The organism is Phascolarctobacterium succinatutens YIT 12067 (assembly GCF_000188175.1).
In the GTDB taxonomy this organism is placed as follows: domain Bacteria; phylum Bacillota; class Negativicutes; order Acidaminococcales; family Acidaminococcaceae; genus Phascolarctobacterium_A; species Phascolarctobacterium_A succinatutens.
This window is the reverse complement of sequence record NZ_GL830846.1, coordinates 1-14,405: the sequence shown is the minus strand read 5'-3', so window position 1 is coordinate 14,405 and position 14,405 is coordinate 1. Positions and strand designations below refer to the sequence as shown.

Below are 14,405 nucleotides of genomic sequence, written 5' to 3'. Positions count from 1 at the left end.
AAAATATACTAAAGAACTAATCATATGGCACAAGGGCTGTCGTACTTTGCAGTACGGCAGCCCATCTTTATAGAAAAGGAAAATAATATGCGCTATAAAGTAATCACCTATACTCTCTTTCTTCTCTTTGCCCTCGGTCTTATCGGCATAGCCTCCATAGTCAGCGCACAAGCGAGGCCTGCCAGCACCTATACAGCATATGTGGTACGCATTATAGATGGTGATACCATCCATGTGCGCGATATAACAGGAGAAAAGCACCGCATCCGACTTGCTATGATAGATGCACCGGAAAGAGAGCAGCCCTTTGGCACGGAATCAACAAAAAAACTAAGCGAACTGTTACGCCAAAGCACAGTCCGCTTGAAAGTTAAGTGTATTGATAAGTATAACCGTGAAGTTGCTTTTGTATATTGCGAAGGAAAGGACGTGAGCGCCGAAATGCTGAAGGACGGCATGGCACTGCATTACCACATGAACTTCGATAAATGCGAAATATATGATAAATTTGAGGCAGCAGCAAAGCGCTGGCATAAAGGCTTATGGTCACAGGAAAAAATTGAAAAGCCTTGGGATTTCAGAAGAAAACATCGGAAGGAGAATGAATAATGTTTATCAGAACTTTTAACACACCTAATTGGCCATCTGACTTTAGTGTTTCAGATAATATTGAAGGATTGGATTTCTATGATAATCATTGGAGATGTATGAACCGTCTGCCGGATTACATAAACAGCGATACAATTACTAATCTGGTATATGATAATGGTGATTGGTGTTTTACTGCTGATGGCAAATACAAAGATTATTATTATGTGATGGCTTTCGTTAACTGGTCTAAGGCACCAGTCATTCTTTCTATGCACCAAACGGAAGAAGAAGCACAGGAGAAAATTAAGCTTTTGGCTATAGAACTGAACAATAAATAATAAAATGCTCCGCCTACCCTAAAAAAAGAGTAAGCGGAGCATTTTTATTGTTGAAAAAAGGATATTTTAAGAAATAAAATATATCGAGCAGTCTGCAAAAGTTGCTGCATCTGTGCTAGGAGTTTAGACATGAATCTCTCATACTTGGTTGATTGTTTGTTTCACTTCTATTGTACCAAGTTTTGATGCTTTACGCATTTTTTATCTTCTGAAATATGCAGAGCAAGTGGACAGATCATGATCTGGTGGAGTACTGTATTCGCGAGAATTATCTCAGCACTCTGGCATTATTGTTGACAAAATGAAGTTAAGTAACTACCCAACCAATTATTTATCTGCCGTATTACTCAGATAAATTATATGATAAACGCAAGCAGGATAAACTATCTTCAAATTTGTCCTGCTTATTTTTTTGCGTTAGGGGGTGAATAAAACGACAAAAAAAGCCATTAGTATAGTGAGAACACAAAAACAACCGCTTAAGCGCTTTCCCCAAGCACCCAAGCGGTCATTCACAGCCTTATTCACTTCTCGTACTTAAACTCAAACACGCCAAAGCCCTTTCCCTGCGTCAGATGACTAACGTCATTCAAGCGGAAAACAGCGTGCTCATGCCATTTGTTAATCCCCAGAACAGTTACGCTGGCAGGCTGCACATCAACCGAAAAGTTAAACGCCGCCACCTGCTGCATATCCATTCCCAGCCAACGGAAAATAATATTCTGAATCGTGCCCTTATGCGCAACAATCAGCAGATTTTCCTTGTCGACATCCGCACGATGCCACAAGCCGTGTACATTACGGCGATAAAATTCATTGCGCGTTTCACCGCCGGGATAGTTGCGGTGATCCAGCTCCTGCTCGGAAGCCGGCTTGCAAAAATGCTTCTTAGCCTCTTCCTCGGTCATTCCGGCAGCAATGCCGTTATTCTTTTCCCTCAGGAATCGGCAATGCTCTATTTCGCCCTTAAAGCCAAGCTCCTCGGCAATAATCTGCGCCGATGCGGAAGCACGCTGCAAATCACTTGCCAGAATCCGCAGCTTGCAATTACGTCCGGCAAAATCCTTCGCCAGCTTTACCGCAGCAGCCTTTATCTGCGCCCTTCCCTTTTCGGTCAGCTGCGAATCCGTCCAGCCGCCGGTCAATCTTTGCGTATGATGCGTTGCTTCACCATGCCTCACTAAGATAATCATCATTCATCCTCCGACTATTCTTCGTTATGACTGGCATAGTTTTTGAGCAGCTCAACCTGCGTTTCCAACAGATGCAGCATATTTTTTCGATGCAGCGCCGCCTTTTTCACCTGCTCGTTATAAGCCTGTTCGGCCATAGCAGCCTTGGCATCAGCCTCAAAAATAATTTTACGGCTGCGTTCCTCTGCATCCCCCACCAGTTTACGATATTTAGTATTTGCATCCAGCATCATTCTGCCGGCTTCGCTGCGAGCATCCTCCAGCAGCTTGTTAGCCTCGCTGGCAGCACTGTTAGCGCGTTTTTTGCAGACATCCTCGGTAGTAACACGCAGCTTTTCTGCATCTACCTCAGCACTGCTGCGCAGCTTATCTGCATAAGCCTTAGCCTCTTCGCGCAGCTTGTTGCATTCAGCCATCGCTGCCTGCAGCATGTTATCGGTTTTGTTCTTTGTCTGATTATACAAATCCTCAGCATGCGCCATGGTATCATCATGTAGCTTTTGCGCCGCAGCCTTCGCTTCTCTCAGCTGCTGCTCGCACTTCACTGCAGTTTCCTTCTCCAGCAGCGCCGCCTTCTTTTCACTGGCGTTCTTTACCTCGTCAGCAGTTTCCTGCGCTACAGCCAGTGTACTCTGCATGGTAGCCTCCATCTGCTGATAATATTCCAGCTTGGAGCTGACGCGCTCGATAGTTTCCTTCTGCTCCAGGTTATCCAGATAAAGGTATTCGTATTCCTTAATCAGCTTAGCAAGAAACTTGTCTACCTCTTCTACCTCATAGCCACGAAAACCCTTGGTAAAAGTTTTTTTCTTTAAATCCTCCGGATTAAGCATGGTTTATCCTCCTAGATATAACGCTTCAGCGTTACGCTGATGCGTCCTTTTTTAGTAGTGCCGCGGATTTCCTCAATCTCTACTCGTCCACGGCCGCGGAAGGAAATTACATCGCCCTCGTTCACCGGCTGTGCCGCCTTCTTGGCCTCTTTCCAGTTTACCTTGACATTCAGGCTTTTGATTTCATCCGCCATACGGCTGCGGCTTACGCCATAGCCTGCCGCTGCCACGGCATCAAGGCGCAAATCAGCGACTGTCGCGTTAATCAGCTTAACCTTTTCTTCCTTATGCAGCAATTCCTCGCGGGGAATTTCCGTAAGCGTTACCGGCGCAGAACCGATCTGCGTCAGATTACCGGTAAGATAATTTACCAGTGATTTTTCTACCACGAACTGCGCTCCCTCGGGCACAAAAACGATATCGCCCAAGGCCTCGCGCTTGCAGCCCGTGCCCATAAACGCACCGAGAATATCGCGATGCGACAAATCATAATAGCGCTTATCCCAAGCCGCCAGAAAATAGGCCATGCCGAAATCCGGCTGACCGTAAAAATCATCGGCAACAAAGGCAGCCTTCACCCTTTCGGCATTACTGAAGCCGCCGTCGCTTTCCAGACGCACATTTTCGTAGTTCGCCGCAATAATTTCCGCAACGTTATAGGCATGAGGATCAAGAAACTCGCTCACACGGAACTTGCGCGATTTATTGGCGCCCTCGGCCAAATCCAGCAGCTTGGCCGCCAGCTGTTCGTCACCGCCGGCTTTAAAGTAACGCAGAATTTTTTCTCTGTCTGCCATAAATTATTTCCCCTGTAATTCCTTATCTCTTTGCAGCACTGCCTGCACCGCATCATAAAAAGCACCGCGCACGCCATGATTTTCCAATGCATGGATACCGGCAATAGTCGTGCCGCCGGGGCTTGTTACCTGGTCGCGCAGCTGTGCCGGATGCAGGCCGCTTTCTACGCACAGCTTGCCGCTGCCTGCCATTGTCTGTGCTGCCAGCTTAATAGCCAGCGCACGCGGCAAACCGGCACGCACGCCTGCATCAGCCAGTGCATCGATAATCACAAAGCAATAGCCCGGTCCGCAGCCGGAAATAGCGGTAATCGCCTGTAATGCTTTCTCATCTACAAATTCTATTTCGCCGCAGCTGCTGAAAATTGCTGCCGCAGTCTGCTTCATAGGCTCGGTTACAGCCTCATCGCAGCAGATGGCAGTCATACCGGCGCCTGCTGCTAGCGGAGTGTTCGGCATCGTGCGGATTACCGGGAACCCCGGAGCATAGGCATGCAGCTGTTCCAATGTAACACTGCCCATGATAGAAAGTACCCAGGCATCCTTTTTCATCGCAGCCATCAGCTCGGGCACCAGTGCCACCGGTGCTACCTGAGGCTTAACGGCAAAGATTACCAGGTCAGCATCCTTTACTGCCTCTTTATTATCCGTAGTAACATTTACGCCAAAGGCTTCATGCAGACTGCGCGCATGTGCCTCAGTCGGCTCGCCTACGGTAATCATCTCCGGCGCAATCAGGCCGCCGCCGATAATTCCCTTAATAATGGCTTTGGCCATAGCGCCGCCGCCGATAAATGCAATTTTCTTTACTGCTATTTGTCCCATGGATTATTTCCCCTCTCGTCAAGCTCGTGCTCTTCGCCCGCATCTATATCTACGTTTTTCGGGGCGCAGATAACAATATTGCGTCCCAGCTTTTTCATGCTGCCGCCGATAGCATAAACAGTACCGCTGATAAAATCGGTCATACGCTTGGCAACAACATTATCTGTCTTATCATAATTAACAACTACAGCCTGATTATCGCGCAGATAATCGGCAATCTTAGGAGAATCGTTGAAATCGACAGGCTCCAGCAGCACAACCGTCATCAACTTGTCGGCAATAGGCAGGTTAATGGTTTTACTGCCCATTTTTTCATTTTTTGCCGGTTCAGGCGTTGCTGCCGAACTTTTAAAGTTCAAAATGGATTTGCGTTCACGCTTAGGCTCCTCTGCCGGTACCGAAGCGGCAGGCTCCTTGCTGCCGAAGAAACGCTTCTTGGGTTTAGCCGGCTCCTGCTCGGTCTTAGCAGGCTTCTGCTCAACTTCTTCTTCGATGATTTCTTCCTCGTCATAAAGACTTAATGCATTCATGATTTTATCAATAATATTCATCACGTCACCAACCTTATCTATGTCTTAAAATTTCAGGCTATAATCACGCTGGCCGAACAAGGCTGTGCCTACACGCACAATATTGGCACCTTCTTCTATCGCAACTGTATAATCATTGCTCATACCCATAGACAGAATATCTGCCTGCGGATACTGCTGCTTTAAGCGGGCGAACGCACGGTAGCCTGCCGCAAATACAGGTCTTGTCTGCTCGATATCTTCGCATTTCTGGGCAATAACCATCAGTCCGCGCAGACGCACATGCTTGTATTCGGGCAGCTTCGGCAGCAGCGCCAGATAATCTTCCTTATCTAAGCCAGACTTTTGCTCCTCATGGGCAATATTCAGCTGCAAAAGGATATCCTGCACCTTACCGATGCGTTCCGCCTCCTTATCAATCGCAGCCAGCAAATGCTCACTGTCAACCGATTCGATAAGGTCAAACAAAGCAACAGCCTGACGCGCCTTATTCGTCTGCAGATGTCCGATAAGGTGCCAGTAGCCGTGTTTGCCCAAGGCCTCCTGCTTATGCTTGGCCTCCTGCACGCGGTTTTCGCCTACGTTGGCAATGCCCAAGGCTTCGATATTTGTAATAATTTCCGGCGGATGATTTTTCGTCACCGCCACCAGCGTTACATTATCTCCTGTGAGCAGGTCTTTATTTTTACGCTTGTCCAAAGCAGACGCTATCTGCTCCTGAACCTGCTTTAAATTATCAGCTAACAATGTATTTGCCCCCCAATTCTCAGCAAAATGATTTGTGGCAAAGATTCTGCTTTTTATTATGCTTTAAAAGCTCTTTATCTTTATATTTTAGCATACGTGTAAACCATTGTCACGAATAAAAACAACAAAGAGCTGCCGCACAAAAGTGCAGCAGCTCTCAATAAATTTATCTTCGTTATGATAGCTATTAGTATAACAGCTTGTTGGCAATAACCAAACGTTGGATTTGGTTGGTACCTTCGTAGATTTGCATGATTTTAGCGTCACGCATCATCTTCTCTACGGGGTATTCTTTAGTGTAACCGTAGCCGCCCATTACCTGAACAGCGTCGGTGGTTACCTGCATAGCGGTATCGGCAGCATAGCATTTAGCCATAGCAGCCTCTTTGGAGAATTCCATGCCCTGATCACGCATCCAGCAAGCCTTTTGAACCATGAGGCGAGCGGTTTCAACCTTCATAGCCATGTCAGCCAGCATGCCTTGAACCATTTGGAAGGAAGCAATCGGTTGGCCGAACTGACGGCGCTCTTTAGCATATTTAACAGCGCAATCCAGAGCAGCCTGAGCGATACCTACGGAAACAGCGCCAACGAACGGACGAGCGCTGTCTAAGGTATTCATAGCAATACGGAAGCCTTCGCCTTCGCGGCCTACGCGATAGGACTCAGGAATAACAACGTCTTGCAGAACCAGCTCGGTAGTATTGGAAGGACGGATGCCCATTTTGTTTTCTTTCTTGCCAACGGAGAAGCCCGGAGTGTCTTTCGGAACGATGAAAGCAGTCAAACCACGGATACCGCCGGTTTTACGGGTGTTAGCGAATACCAGAAAAATTTCTGCCAGACCACCGTTAGTGATGAACATTTTGGTACCGTTCAGAGTGTAGGTACCCTCTTCCTTGTTGTGTACAGCACGGGTAGAAACACCGCCTGCATCACTGCCTGCACCGGGTTCGGTCAGAGCGAAAGCAGCCAGACCGCCGTTGTTCAGGATATCGCAATACATTTTCTTTTGCTCATCGGTGCCTGCCAGCAGAACAGGTACAGTTGCCAGGCTGTTGGCAGCCAGAGAGGTTGCAACACCTGCGCAGCCTTTGCCCAGCTCTTCATAAATTGTAGCAACAGAAATGCTGTCCAGGCCGGGGCCATCTAATTCTTCCGGAACAATAACGTTCAGCAAGCCCATTTCGTTAGCCTTGTCAATCAGGCCGTCACGCATATGGTTTTCTGCATCCATTTCAGCAGCATAAGGAGTAATTTCTTTTTCAACAAACTCCCTTACCATTTCCTGTAATTCTAATTGTTCCTCGTTTAATGCAAAATCCATCATATCCTCCTTGATATCAAGCGGTCTTCCGCGTCATTTCCCTTCCAAATCAACTCAGGCAAGCTCACCATTTGGCGGGTATTTCTTTAAATCTGTCGACGACAAACATTGTTGTTAAAATCGTCCCAATTAAATTCTTTTTGCTGTCAGTCATTTCAGCCTCAATAACCATCGTAGAATGTCCGGAATGCTTAATATGGCTTCGTACCGTTAAGGTTGTCGGCTCATGGACACCTTTGATAAAATTCATGCTGAAATTAAGAGTTGCCACTACAGCGCCCACGCTTGCACCGGTAACACCCAGAACGGAGTCTGCCAAGGCCAACATTACTCCGCCGTGACATATGTCACGATGATTAAAATGCTTTGCCGGATCAACGTCAATGCTGACTTCAGCACTGCCACACTTTATCTCACCAATATGCACACCGAATTGAGTCATAAAATTATTATCTGTGTACATCTGGCGAATATAGGCAGGAACATCCTTGACCTGCTCCACAGCTATCATCGCCTTTCTTCGGACAGCAGAAAATATTACTGTCAATATATCTTTGATATTTTACCACAAAACAGCGCTTAACTCAACAGTTTCATGCAAAAAAATAAGCTGAAAGGAAAGTTTTAGGGATAATTTTTTCAATAATCGCACTTTGATATAAGCGGTAAAGACAAAATGGCTGCCGCACTTTGAGTACAGCAGCCATGCAGGAAGCATATAAATTAATCGATAATATTTTGTTTATAATCGTGATACAGAGTCTTGAGCTCTTCCATAGTTGCACCCATCTCAACCTTGAGCTTGGAAACAGTATCATAGTCGCCTTCGGCAACAGCTCTGCGGATAGCAGTGAAGATGCTCTTCTCCTCAAAGGAATCCTTGGCCAGCTTAGCACGCAGGTTCTGGATTTTACGCCACATTGCCAGGTCGCAGTCGGTGCAGGTTTCCTGGTTATGCAAGCGCTTCATGTCGATAACAGCCTGATAGTTTTCCGGAATCAGACGAGTCAAAAGCTCGGTCTTCCAACGAATCAGCGCACCCTGCATGAAGGAGTCGATATATTCCTTCTTCAGGATATTGCCTTGGGTGAGCACGGCAACCTTTTCCGGATATTTTTCGAAGGCGCAGAGATTTTCCCAAACGGTAGCAGGCGGTTCGCCGAACAGCTTGCTGCGTTCTTCCGCAGTGAAATCTTCAAACACGTCTTCCTCAGTGCGGTATTGACGGTCGGTATCCAGATAGAAGCCCTCTTCGCCGGCCTTCTTGGAAATTTCTTTTTCCAGAGCCTTCAGGTCCTTGCCGGATTCTACGCAAGCCTTGATGCCGTCGAGGCAGGACAGGTAGAAGGCAGCAATGGCGATGTAGGTATTGGTGTACGGGTTCGGAGAACGCATTTCGATACGGGTAGCTTTATCGTTGTCCAAATCGCGGATCAGGCCTGCAAGAATGGTTCTGTTACGGGACGGATTATCCGGGCTCAGACCAAGGCTGGTAACGATGCAGACAGGAGCTTCAAAGCCGGGTTTCAGACGGTTCAGAGAGTCAATGGTGCAGGAGATAAACGGATTGGTTACCTCGTAGTTTTTCAAAAGGCCCATGAGAGCGCCATAGCCGACAGCGGAAAGGAAGTCCTTGTGCATATCCTTCGGCGAGAACAGGTTGACGATTTTGCCGTTTTTCATTTTTGCGGCAATGCCTACATGTGTATGCTCACCGCTGCCTGCAACACCGGGAATCGGTTTAGCCTGGAAGGAAACCTCCAAGCCGTTCATGCGGAAAACTTCTTTAACGATGATACGTGCCAGCAGCTCGTTATCCGCAGTCTGAACGCCGCTGCTGAACTTCCAGTCAACCTCCAGCTGCTCCATAACGTGAGTCATATGGCCTGCGGCATCAATCTGACCTTTAACGCCGCCACATTCCTTGTGGCCCATTTCAGGCTCCAGGCCGTACAGCTCCAAAGTCTGAATAGTCTGCTCCAATGCAGTACGCACATTGCCGCGGGTACGCTGCCAATATTGCTCCTGCATTACCTGAGAAGAGCTCAGAGCCTCCAGCGGTGCGTCCTCACGCGGAGTTTTTACCCAAAATTCCAGCTCGGTAGCACTGGTGAAGAGCAGCTTTTCAATCTCAGCAGGATTTACATGCTCCAGGCCGGCAATTACCGGATGCTTAGCAAACAAATCCATAATCTCTTTTTCTACATAAGCCAGAGTATCATTCAAAATAGAACGGGAATCAACATGATTGCCGTTGTGAATCAGATAGCAGGGAATGCGCAGAGTACCGATCATGCGACCGCTTTCTGCATCAAAATGCTCATAGTTATAATCAACAAACCAGTTAACGGTTTTATCAACCTTCATATCAACGCGGGCATCGTTCAGAGTAGCGATACCGGTCAGCACAACGGAGGAGCCGTCAGTCTGTGCTGCGCTGCCTGCCAAAAAGCCATCGATATCCTCAAGGAAAATCTTCATCGGGATTTTTTCGTCGGTATCATTACCGGCAAAATCCACACCCATCAGAGATACGAACTGAATCTCCGGATGCAGAGTCAGAAGCTCGCGCAGAGTGCTTTCGTTTTGTTCTTCAGGTTTAATTACGTACAGTAAATCTTTGTTGTTCATGATCAGTGCAGCCATAAGGCTGCCTCCTTTCTCAATACTCCCTAATTATCATGCTGCAGAAAAATGCTCCCTACATATTTTCCGCAAGATAAACGAAAAAGGACCTTTTTAAGCATGGACACACTACTTCCTTACTCAAAAAAGTCCTCGTTGACTGTTCCATTATTATAGCAGATATTAAGTGCTTTTGTCCAGCTTTAATTTCTGAGGATAAGATATCAGGCGAGCAGGCGGACAAGTATTTCCTCCAGCTTTTCGTAGCCGCGTCCGCCCTGACGCAGTTTGATATTCATATCCGATAGTCCCAGCAAGGCTTCCGTCAGGCGCTTTTCATCAAAGCGCCTGCTGTCGCGCTCCAAAAATCTGTAGGCATATGGGCTGCGCATCCCCAGCTCCTCCATAATACCCTTCTGGTCGTAGCCTCTGCGCTTCAGCTCCAGATAACGCAGCACCTGACGCAATTTAAAAGCTACGGTTGCACTGAGCGGCAGGATATAGGTTCCGTGCTTGCGTTCGCTCGCCAACAGCTCCAGACACTGCTTCAGCTTGCCTGCCATAATATAATTGGTCAGCGCAAAAGATGAGGCGTTGGGCAGCAGCGCGAACACATTCAGCACATCATCTTCCGTCCATTCCCTACGTCCTGAGGCATAAATTGCCAGCTTGCCGATTTCCTGCTGCAGCAAATCCAGCGGAATTTCTTCCTTCACCGGCTCAATATATTCGCTGATGGCAGCCAGCGCATCTCTGGTAAAATGCGCGCCGTATGCTGCTGCCTGCGCATATAGCCAATCATCAAGATCTCTTTCCTTAATGCGCTCACACGGGCAAATCAGAGCACTTGCTTTGAGCTGCTTATACAGCTTGGTCCGCTTATCCATTTTTTTGCTGCTGATAACCAACAGACAATAATCCGGTACGTCGCTGACTATCGCCGCCAGCTGCTCCATTTTCTTGGAATCGGTATCATCCTGCGCATCAGCGGCACTGTTTGCTTTGGCAGGCTTTGCTGCCCACAGCTTTTCATCCTTCAGGAAAATCAGCGATTTGCCGCAGAAGAAGGGATAGCTGTTGACGGCTGCCTGCAGCCCGGACAGGTTGGTATCTTTGTCAAAGACCGTTATTTCGCGGTCAGCCTCCGGCGTATCGCCAAAAACATATTCCGGCAGCGCGGCAATAATGCTGTTGCGGTAGTAATCCTCCTCGCCGCACAAAAGCAGTACCTGCGCCTGCGGCAGCGGCTTATGCTGTTGTAATAGTGAAATCAGGTTTTCCGGTTTAATATCCATCTGTATTCCCTCTTATTATTTTTCTAACGGTACAATGGCTAATGTCTTGCCTAAAGGTGCAAGTATTTTTAAGATTGTACTGATTTTAGGAATAGAGGTACCGTTTTCCATTCTCGCAATTACAGGCTGCTTTACTCCGCTCAAAAGCTCCAATTGCTTTTGAGTTATTCCCTTATCCTGACGTGCCTTGATAAGTTCACCGATTAAGGCAACTCGCAAATCACTTGCGGAGATTTCTTCCGGTGTAAAAATATTCTTTCTGACATCCTGCCATTCATAGCCTACTGCACTATTTTTCACTTTCCTCACTCCTTAATTTCTCTCCTTTAATTATAACTTATGAGTTATATTTTGACAACAGCTTCACTGTAAATCAGCGTAGCCATAGCATTTTATTCCCTCTGCGTCAAAAACAACTTTAATACAGCCAAGCTCATCCGTTCGGACAACAGCACTGCCTATTGCCTGCAAACGCTCCAGCGTTTCCTGATGCGGATGGCCATAGCGGTTACCGCGCCCGCAGGAAATAACTGTCAGCCTTGGCCGCACCTGCTCCAGAAATTCCATACTGCTGCTATAGTGCGAACCGTGGTGTCCTGCCTTCAACACAGTGTACTGCTGCAGCTGCAGCCTCTGCTCGCGTTCTTCCCCCATGTCGCCTGTAAACAGCACGCTGCCCTGAACACTCTGCAGCGCCGCCAGCGTGCTGGCTTCATTTCCCGGCACGTCCTGCTGCGGTACATCAACTAAAACAATCTCCGCATTATCATCCAACGCATAGCGTTCACCGCCCTGCACCACATGCGCCTGCGTCCTGCCGGCCTGCGCAAAAATTTCCTGCTGCACTCTTTTGCTTTCCTCTGTCAGTGCTTCGTTAGGCAAAAGTAGCTTTTTCACCCGCAGCTGTCGCAATAGGTCCGCTGCAGCACCGACGTGGTCAAAATCATAGTGGCTTAAAAGCAGGATATCAGCCTCACGCTTGCCAAGATAACGCAAAAACGGAGTAATCACGCGCGTAGCAGTCGAGATATTTTTCAAGCCGCCGGTATCAATAATTGCCACCCGCTGCGACGGCGTGACGATAACAGCGCAGTCCCCCTGTCCCACATCCAGAAAATAGCAGGCCAACGGCAGCGTGCGATACTGCTGATAAGCAAGCATCCCGGCAAGCAGCAAGGCATGCAAAAGCAGGATGCAGCGCCGTTCCCTATTGCTCCAAAATTGTAGCCATGGAAAATCCGCCCACACAAACAGCGCTGCATAATAAAGCACCAAACAATAGGCAGGCAACTTGCCGATAACCACCGTGCTGTACGGCAGGTCGGCAAAAAAACGCGCCTGCGTCAGCACCTGCGCCGTCAGCCAGGCAGCAAGCTGCAACAGATACTCGCCGCAGACAGGCAACAGTGCACCCACGAGTGCCAACTGCGCCGCGATTTCCAACACCGGCACCAGTACGATATTGCTTACCAAGGCAATCAGCGAAAATTGTTGAAAATAGTAAACCTCCAGCGGCAGTACAGCCAGCTGTGCTGCCAGTGAAACCGCTGCCGCTTCGCCTATCGGCGCAGGCAAAGCCTGCGGCAGCAGCCTTTGGCATGCAGGCAGCAGCCACAAAAGACCGGCTGCCGCCCCGAACGATAGCTGAAAACCGATATCGGCTAGCCATAACGGCTGCAGACACAACAGCAGCGCCGCCACCAAACACAGCAAACGCCCGCGCTCCGCACCACTGCCGCCAAGCAGCAGGACGCTGCTCATAGCCAGCGCCCGCAGCACCGGCGGACGCAAGCCGCAGAGCAGCGCATAGGCAGTAAGTAAAGTTATAACTATAACCTTGCGCCAGGGCAGCGGTACCCACTGCAGCAAAGCAAGCAGCAAACCTGTCAGGAGCACAATATGCGTACCCGAAACAGAAAGAAGATGCGCCAAGCCGTTATCCGTAAACAGCTCACGTGTTTCTTCGTCCAGCCTGCCGCTGCCGCCAAGCACCATGCCGCTCAGCAGCGCCCCATATTCAGCGCCGGCTGCTGCTTCCATGCGCTCGCTCAGCTTTTTGTTCAACAAAGCAAAATGCTGCCACCACAAAACCTGCGGCTCTGTCTTTAGCAGCTTCGCCTTGCTCAAACGTCCGCCAAGCTCCTGCACTCTGTTGTAGCTCGCAGCATCAAAGCCGCCGGGATTACGCAAGCTGTCCAGCTGCTCCAGCGTCCCCTTAAGCACCACACAGCCTGCCTGCGGCAGCTCGCCCTTCACGCTCACGCGCAAACGTCCGCTGTAAGCAAGCTCCGTGTCGCTATACACCTTGTGGCAGCGCAGAACCGCACTACTAAAGCCATCCTGCCTGCGCACGCTCAAAGGTTCCACCGCGCCATACACAACCAGCTGCCGCCCAAAGCAGGCAGCAAGCTGCTGCTCGGCGGACGGCGGCACGGTAAGCAGACGAAAAAACAGTACGCAAAGCAGCATGAAGGGCAAAAATAATCGTAGATAACGTGTTTTCTGCAGCACTAATCTACCTCCACATAATCACGCAGCTTTGCCAGCTTGGCTTTGCCTATTCCCGGCACACGCAGCAAATCATCCGCGCTGGTAAAACGCCCGCTGTTTCTTGTTTCTACAATACGCTGCGCCAGCGCAGGACCTATGCCCGGCAGCTGCTGCAGCTCACCGGCGCTTGCGCTATTAATGCGCACACTCTGCATCATGCTGCTGTTTCTGCCTGAGCCTGCTTTAGCACTGCCAGACTTTCCTGACGTACTCTCACCTAAACCGGACTTTGCCTGAGCGTTTTTCCTCTGCGTGCTGCTTGTCCGTGCAGCCTTCTGCACAGGCACTCGTATCTGCATGCCATCGCGCACCTTACGCACCAAGTTGACACGTTCGCTGTCGGCATTTTCCGTCAAGCCGCCGGCAGCAGCAATGGCTTCTTCCACTCTGCAGTTGGTAGGCAGGTCGTAAATTCCCGGCTCCAGCACGGCGCCGCTCACCTGCACGCGTACTGTTTTTACCTGCGCTGCTTTGGATGCGACAGCGCCTTGCGCGGACTGCGGCAGGCTGCTGCCGGGTAGCGTTTTCTCCTTATCGTTGGTGCTTATAAGACTGGTGATGATGCAGCCTGTGAGGAGAATGGCGATGAAGATTAGTTTTTTTACTTTTGCTTGCATGGGGATACCTCCTTAGGGTGTTTGGGAAAATATTTTAGAACAAAAATAGAGCCTATCTTAAAGAGCCTCTCATATGACGTGCATCGGCAGACCGAGCCTCTCCTCGGGGAGAGGTGCCGAGCTTGTCGAGGCGGAGA

At 49.0% G+C, this 14,405-nt stretch carries 15 protein-coding genes; 2 read left to right on the top strand and 13 right to left on the bottom strand.

What is annotated here, in order from left to right:
* Positions 1–87 precede the first annotated feature (87 nt).
* Entirely contained in the window at positions 88–609 is a 522-nt protein-coding gene (locus HMPREF9443_RS00355; RefSeq protein WP_187363671.1) for a thermonuclease family protein, read from the top strand.
* Positions 609–929, top strand: a complete 321-nt coding sequence (locus tag HMPREF9443_RS00350; RefSeq protein WP_009144471.1) for a hypothetical protein — start codon at positions 609–611, stop codon at positions 927–929. Before HMPREF9443_RS00355 ends, HMPREF9443_RS00350 begins: the two co-directional genes overlap by 1 nt.
* Positions 930–1,453: 524 nt before the next feature.
* Here the strand turns inward: HMPREF9443_RS00350 and HMPREF9443_RS00345 are convergent.
* The 13 genes from HMPREF9443_RS00345 to HMPREF9443_RS00285 all read right to left on the bottom strand — a co-directional run bounded on the left by HMPREF9443_RS00345 (position 1,454) and on the right by HMPREF9443_RS00285 (position 14,268).
* The gene (locus tag HMPREF9443_RS00345; RefSeq protein WP_009144470.1) at positions 1,454–2,125 is read right to left on the bottom strand and encodes a histidine phosphatase family protein; all 672 of its coding nucleotides are present in this window, start codon (positions 2,123–2,125) and stop codon (positions 1,454–1,456) included.
* Between the two features lie 11 nt (positions 2,126–2,136).
* A complete protein-coding gene (locus tag HMPREF9443_RS10190; RefSeq protein WP_009144469.1) occupies positions 2,137–2,955 on the bottom strand; it encodes a DivIVA domain-containing protein in 819 nt (272 codons plus the stop codon).
* Positions 2,956–2,966: 11 nt separating this feature from the next.
* Positions 2,967–3,752, bottom strand: a complete 786-nt coding sequence (locus tag HMPREF9443_RS00335) for a YlmH family RNA-binding protein (protein WP_009144468.1) — start codon at positions 3,750–3,752, stop codon at positions 2,967–2,969.
* A 3-nt stretch (positions 3,753–3,755) separates the two neighbouring features.
* Entirely contained in the window at positions 3,756–4,577 is an 822-nt protein-coding gene (gene proC, locus HMPREF9443_RS00330) for a pyrroline-5-carboxylate reductase (protein WP_009144467.1), read from the bottom strand.
* The gene (locus HMPREF9443_RS10185) at positions 4,565–5,128 is read right to left on the bottom strand and encodes a cell division protein SepF (RefSeq protein ID WP_009144466.1); all 564 of its coding nucleotides are present in this window, start codon (positions 5,126–5,128) and stop codon (positions 4,565–4,567) included. The genes proC and HMPREF9443_RS10185 overlap by 13 nt, the downstream gene beginning before the upstream one ends.
* Positions 5,129–5,152: 24 nt before the next feature.
* Positions 5,153–5,854: a YggS family pyridoxal phosphate-dependent enzyme gene (locus HMPREF9443_RS00320; RefSeq protein WP_009144465.1), complete on the bottom strand. Its 702-nt coding sequence runs from the start codon at positions 5,852–5,854 to the stop codon at positions 5,153–5,155.
* Between the two features lie 187 nt (positions 5,855–6,041).
* Positions 6,042–7,181 carry an acyl-CoA dehydrogenase family protein gene (locus tag HMPREF9443_RS00315; RefSeq protein ID WP_040564471.1) on the bottom strand — a complete coding sequence of 380 codons (1,140 nt, stop codon included), beginning with the start codon at positions 7,179–7,181 and terminating at the stop codon, positions 6,042–6,044.
* A gap of 64 nt (positions 7,182–7,245) precedes the next feature.
* Positions 7,246–7,728 carry a PaaI family thioesterase gene (locus HMPREF9443_RS00310; RefSeq protein WP_230197118.1) on the bottom strand — a complete coding sequence of 161 codons (483 nt, stop codon included), beginning with the start codon at positions 7,726–7,728 and terminating at the stop codon, positions 7,246–7,248.
* Positions 7,729–7,904: 176 nt separating this feature from the next.
* On the bottom strand, positions 7,905–9,827 hold the full coding sequence (locus HMPREF9443_RS00305) for a glutamine synthetase (RefSeq protein WP_009144462.1): 1,923 nt from the start codon (positions 9,825–9,827) through the stop codon (positions 7,905–7,907).
* A gap of 203 nt (positions 9,828–10,030) precedes the next feature.
* The gene (gene holA / locus HMPREF9443_RS00300) at positions 10,031–11,101 is read right to left on the bottom strand and encodes a DNA polymerase III subunit delta (protein WP_009144460.1); all 1,071 of its coding nucleotides are present in this window, start codon (positions 11,099–11,101) and stop codon (positions 10,031–10,033) included.
* A gap of 15 nt (positions 11,102–11,116) precedes the next feature.
* Positions 11,117–11,401, bottom strand: a complete 285-nt coding sequence (locus tag HMPREF9443_RS00295; RefSeq protein WP_040564469.1) for a helix-turn-helix domain-containing protein — start codon at positions 11,399–11,401, stop codon at positions 11,117–11,119.
* 63 nt (positions 11,402–11,464) lie between these two features.
* A complete protein-coding gene (locus HMPREF9443_RS00290) occupies positions 11,465–13,612 on the bottom strand; it encodes a DNA internalization-related competence protein ComEC/Rec2 (RefSeq protein WP_040564468.1) in 2,148 nt (715 codons plus the stop codon).
* Complete coding sequence (locus HMPREF9443_RS00285) at positions 13,612–14,268, bottom strand: helix-hairpin-helix domain-containing protein (RefSeq protein WP_009144457.1); 657 nt, start codon at positions 14,266–14,268, stop codon at positions 13,612–13,614. Before HMPREF9443_RS00285 ends, HMPREF9443_RS00290 begins: the two co-directional genes overlap by 1 nt.
* Between the last annotated feature and the right edge of the window lie 137 nt (positions 14,269–14,405).

Excerpts from the sequence above, each read along its gene's own strand:
- HMPREF9443_RS00345 (WP_009144470.1), bottom strand. The coding sequence starts at position 2,125 with ATGATGATTATCTTAGTGAGGCATGGTGAAGCAACGCATCATACGCAA.
- HMPREF9443_RS10185 (WP_009144466.1), bottom strand. The coding sequence starts at position 5,128 with ATGAATATTATTGATAAAATCATGAATGCATTAAGTCTTTATGACGAG.
- HMPREF9443_RS10190 (WP_009144469.1), bottom strand. The coding sequence starts at position 2,955 with ATGCTTAATCCGGAGGATTTAAAGAAAAAAACTTTTACCAAGGGTTTT.
- HMPREF9443_RS00315 (WP_040564471.1), bottom strand. The coding sequence starts at position 7,181 with ATGGATTTTGCATTAAACGAGGAACAATTAGAATTACAGGAAATGGTA.
- proC (WP_009144467.1), bottom strand. The coding sequence starts at position 4,577 with ATGGGACAAATAGCAGTAAAGAAAATTGCATTTATCGGCGGCGGCGCT.
- HMPREF9443_RS00335 (WP_009144468.1), bottom strand. The coding sequence starts at position 3,752 with ATGGCAGACAGAGAAAAAATTCTGCGTTACTTTAAAGCCGGCGGTGAC.
- HMPREF9443_RS00350 (WP_009144471.1), top strand. The coding sequence starts at position 609 with ATGTTTATCAGAACTTTTAACACACCTAATTGGCCATCTGACTTTAGT.
- HMPREF9443_RS00285 (WP_009144457.1), bottom strand. The coding sequence starts at position 14,268 with ATGCAAGCAAAAGTAAAAAAACTAATCTTCATCGCCATTCTCCTCACA.
- holA (WP_009144460.1), bottom strand. The coding sequence starts at position 11,101 with ATGGATATTAAACCGGAAAACCTGATTTCACTATTACAACAGCATAAG.
- HMPREF9443_RS00305 (WP_009144462.1), bottom strand. The coding sequence starts at position 9,827 with ATGGCTGCACTGATCATGAACAACAAAGATTTACTGTACGTAATTAAA.
- HMPREF9443_RS00355 (WP_187363671.1), top strand. The coding sequence starts at position 88 with ATGCGCTATAAAGTAATCACCTATACTCTCTTTCTTCTCTTTGCCCTC.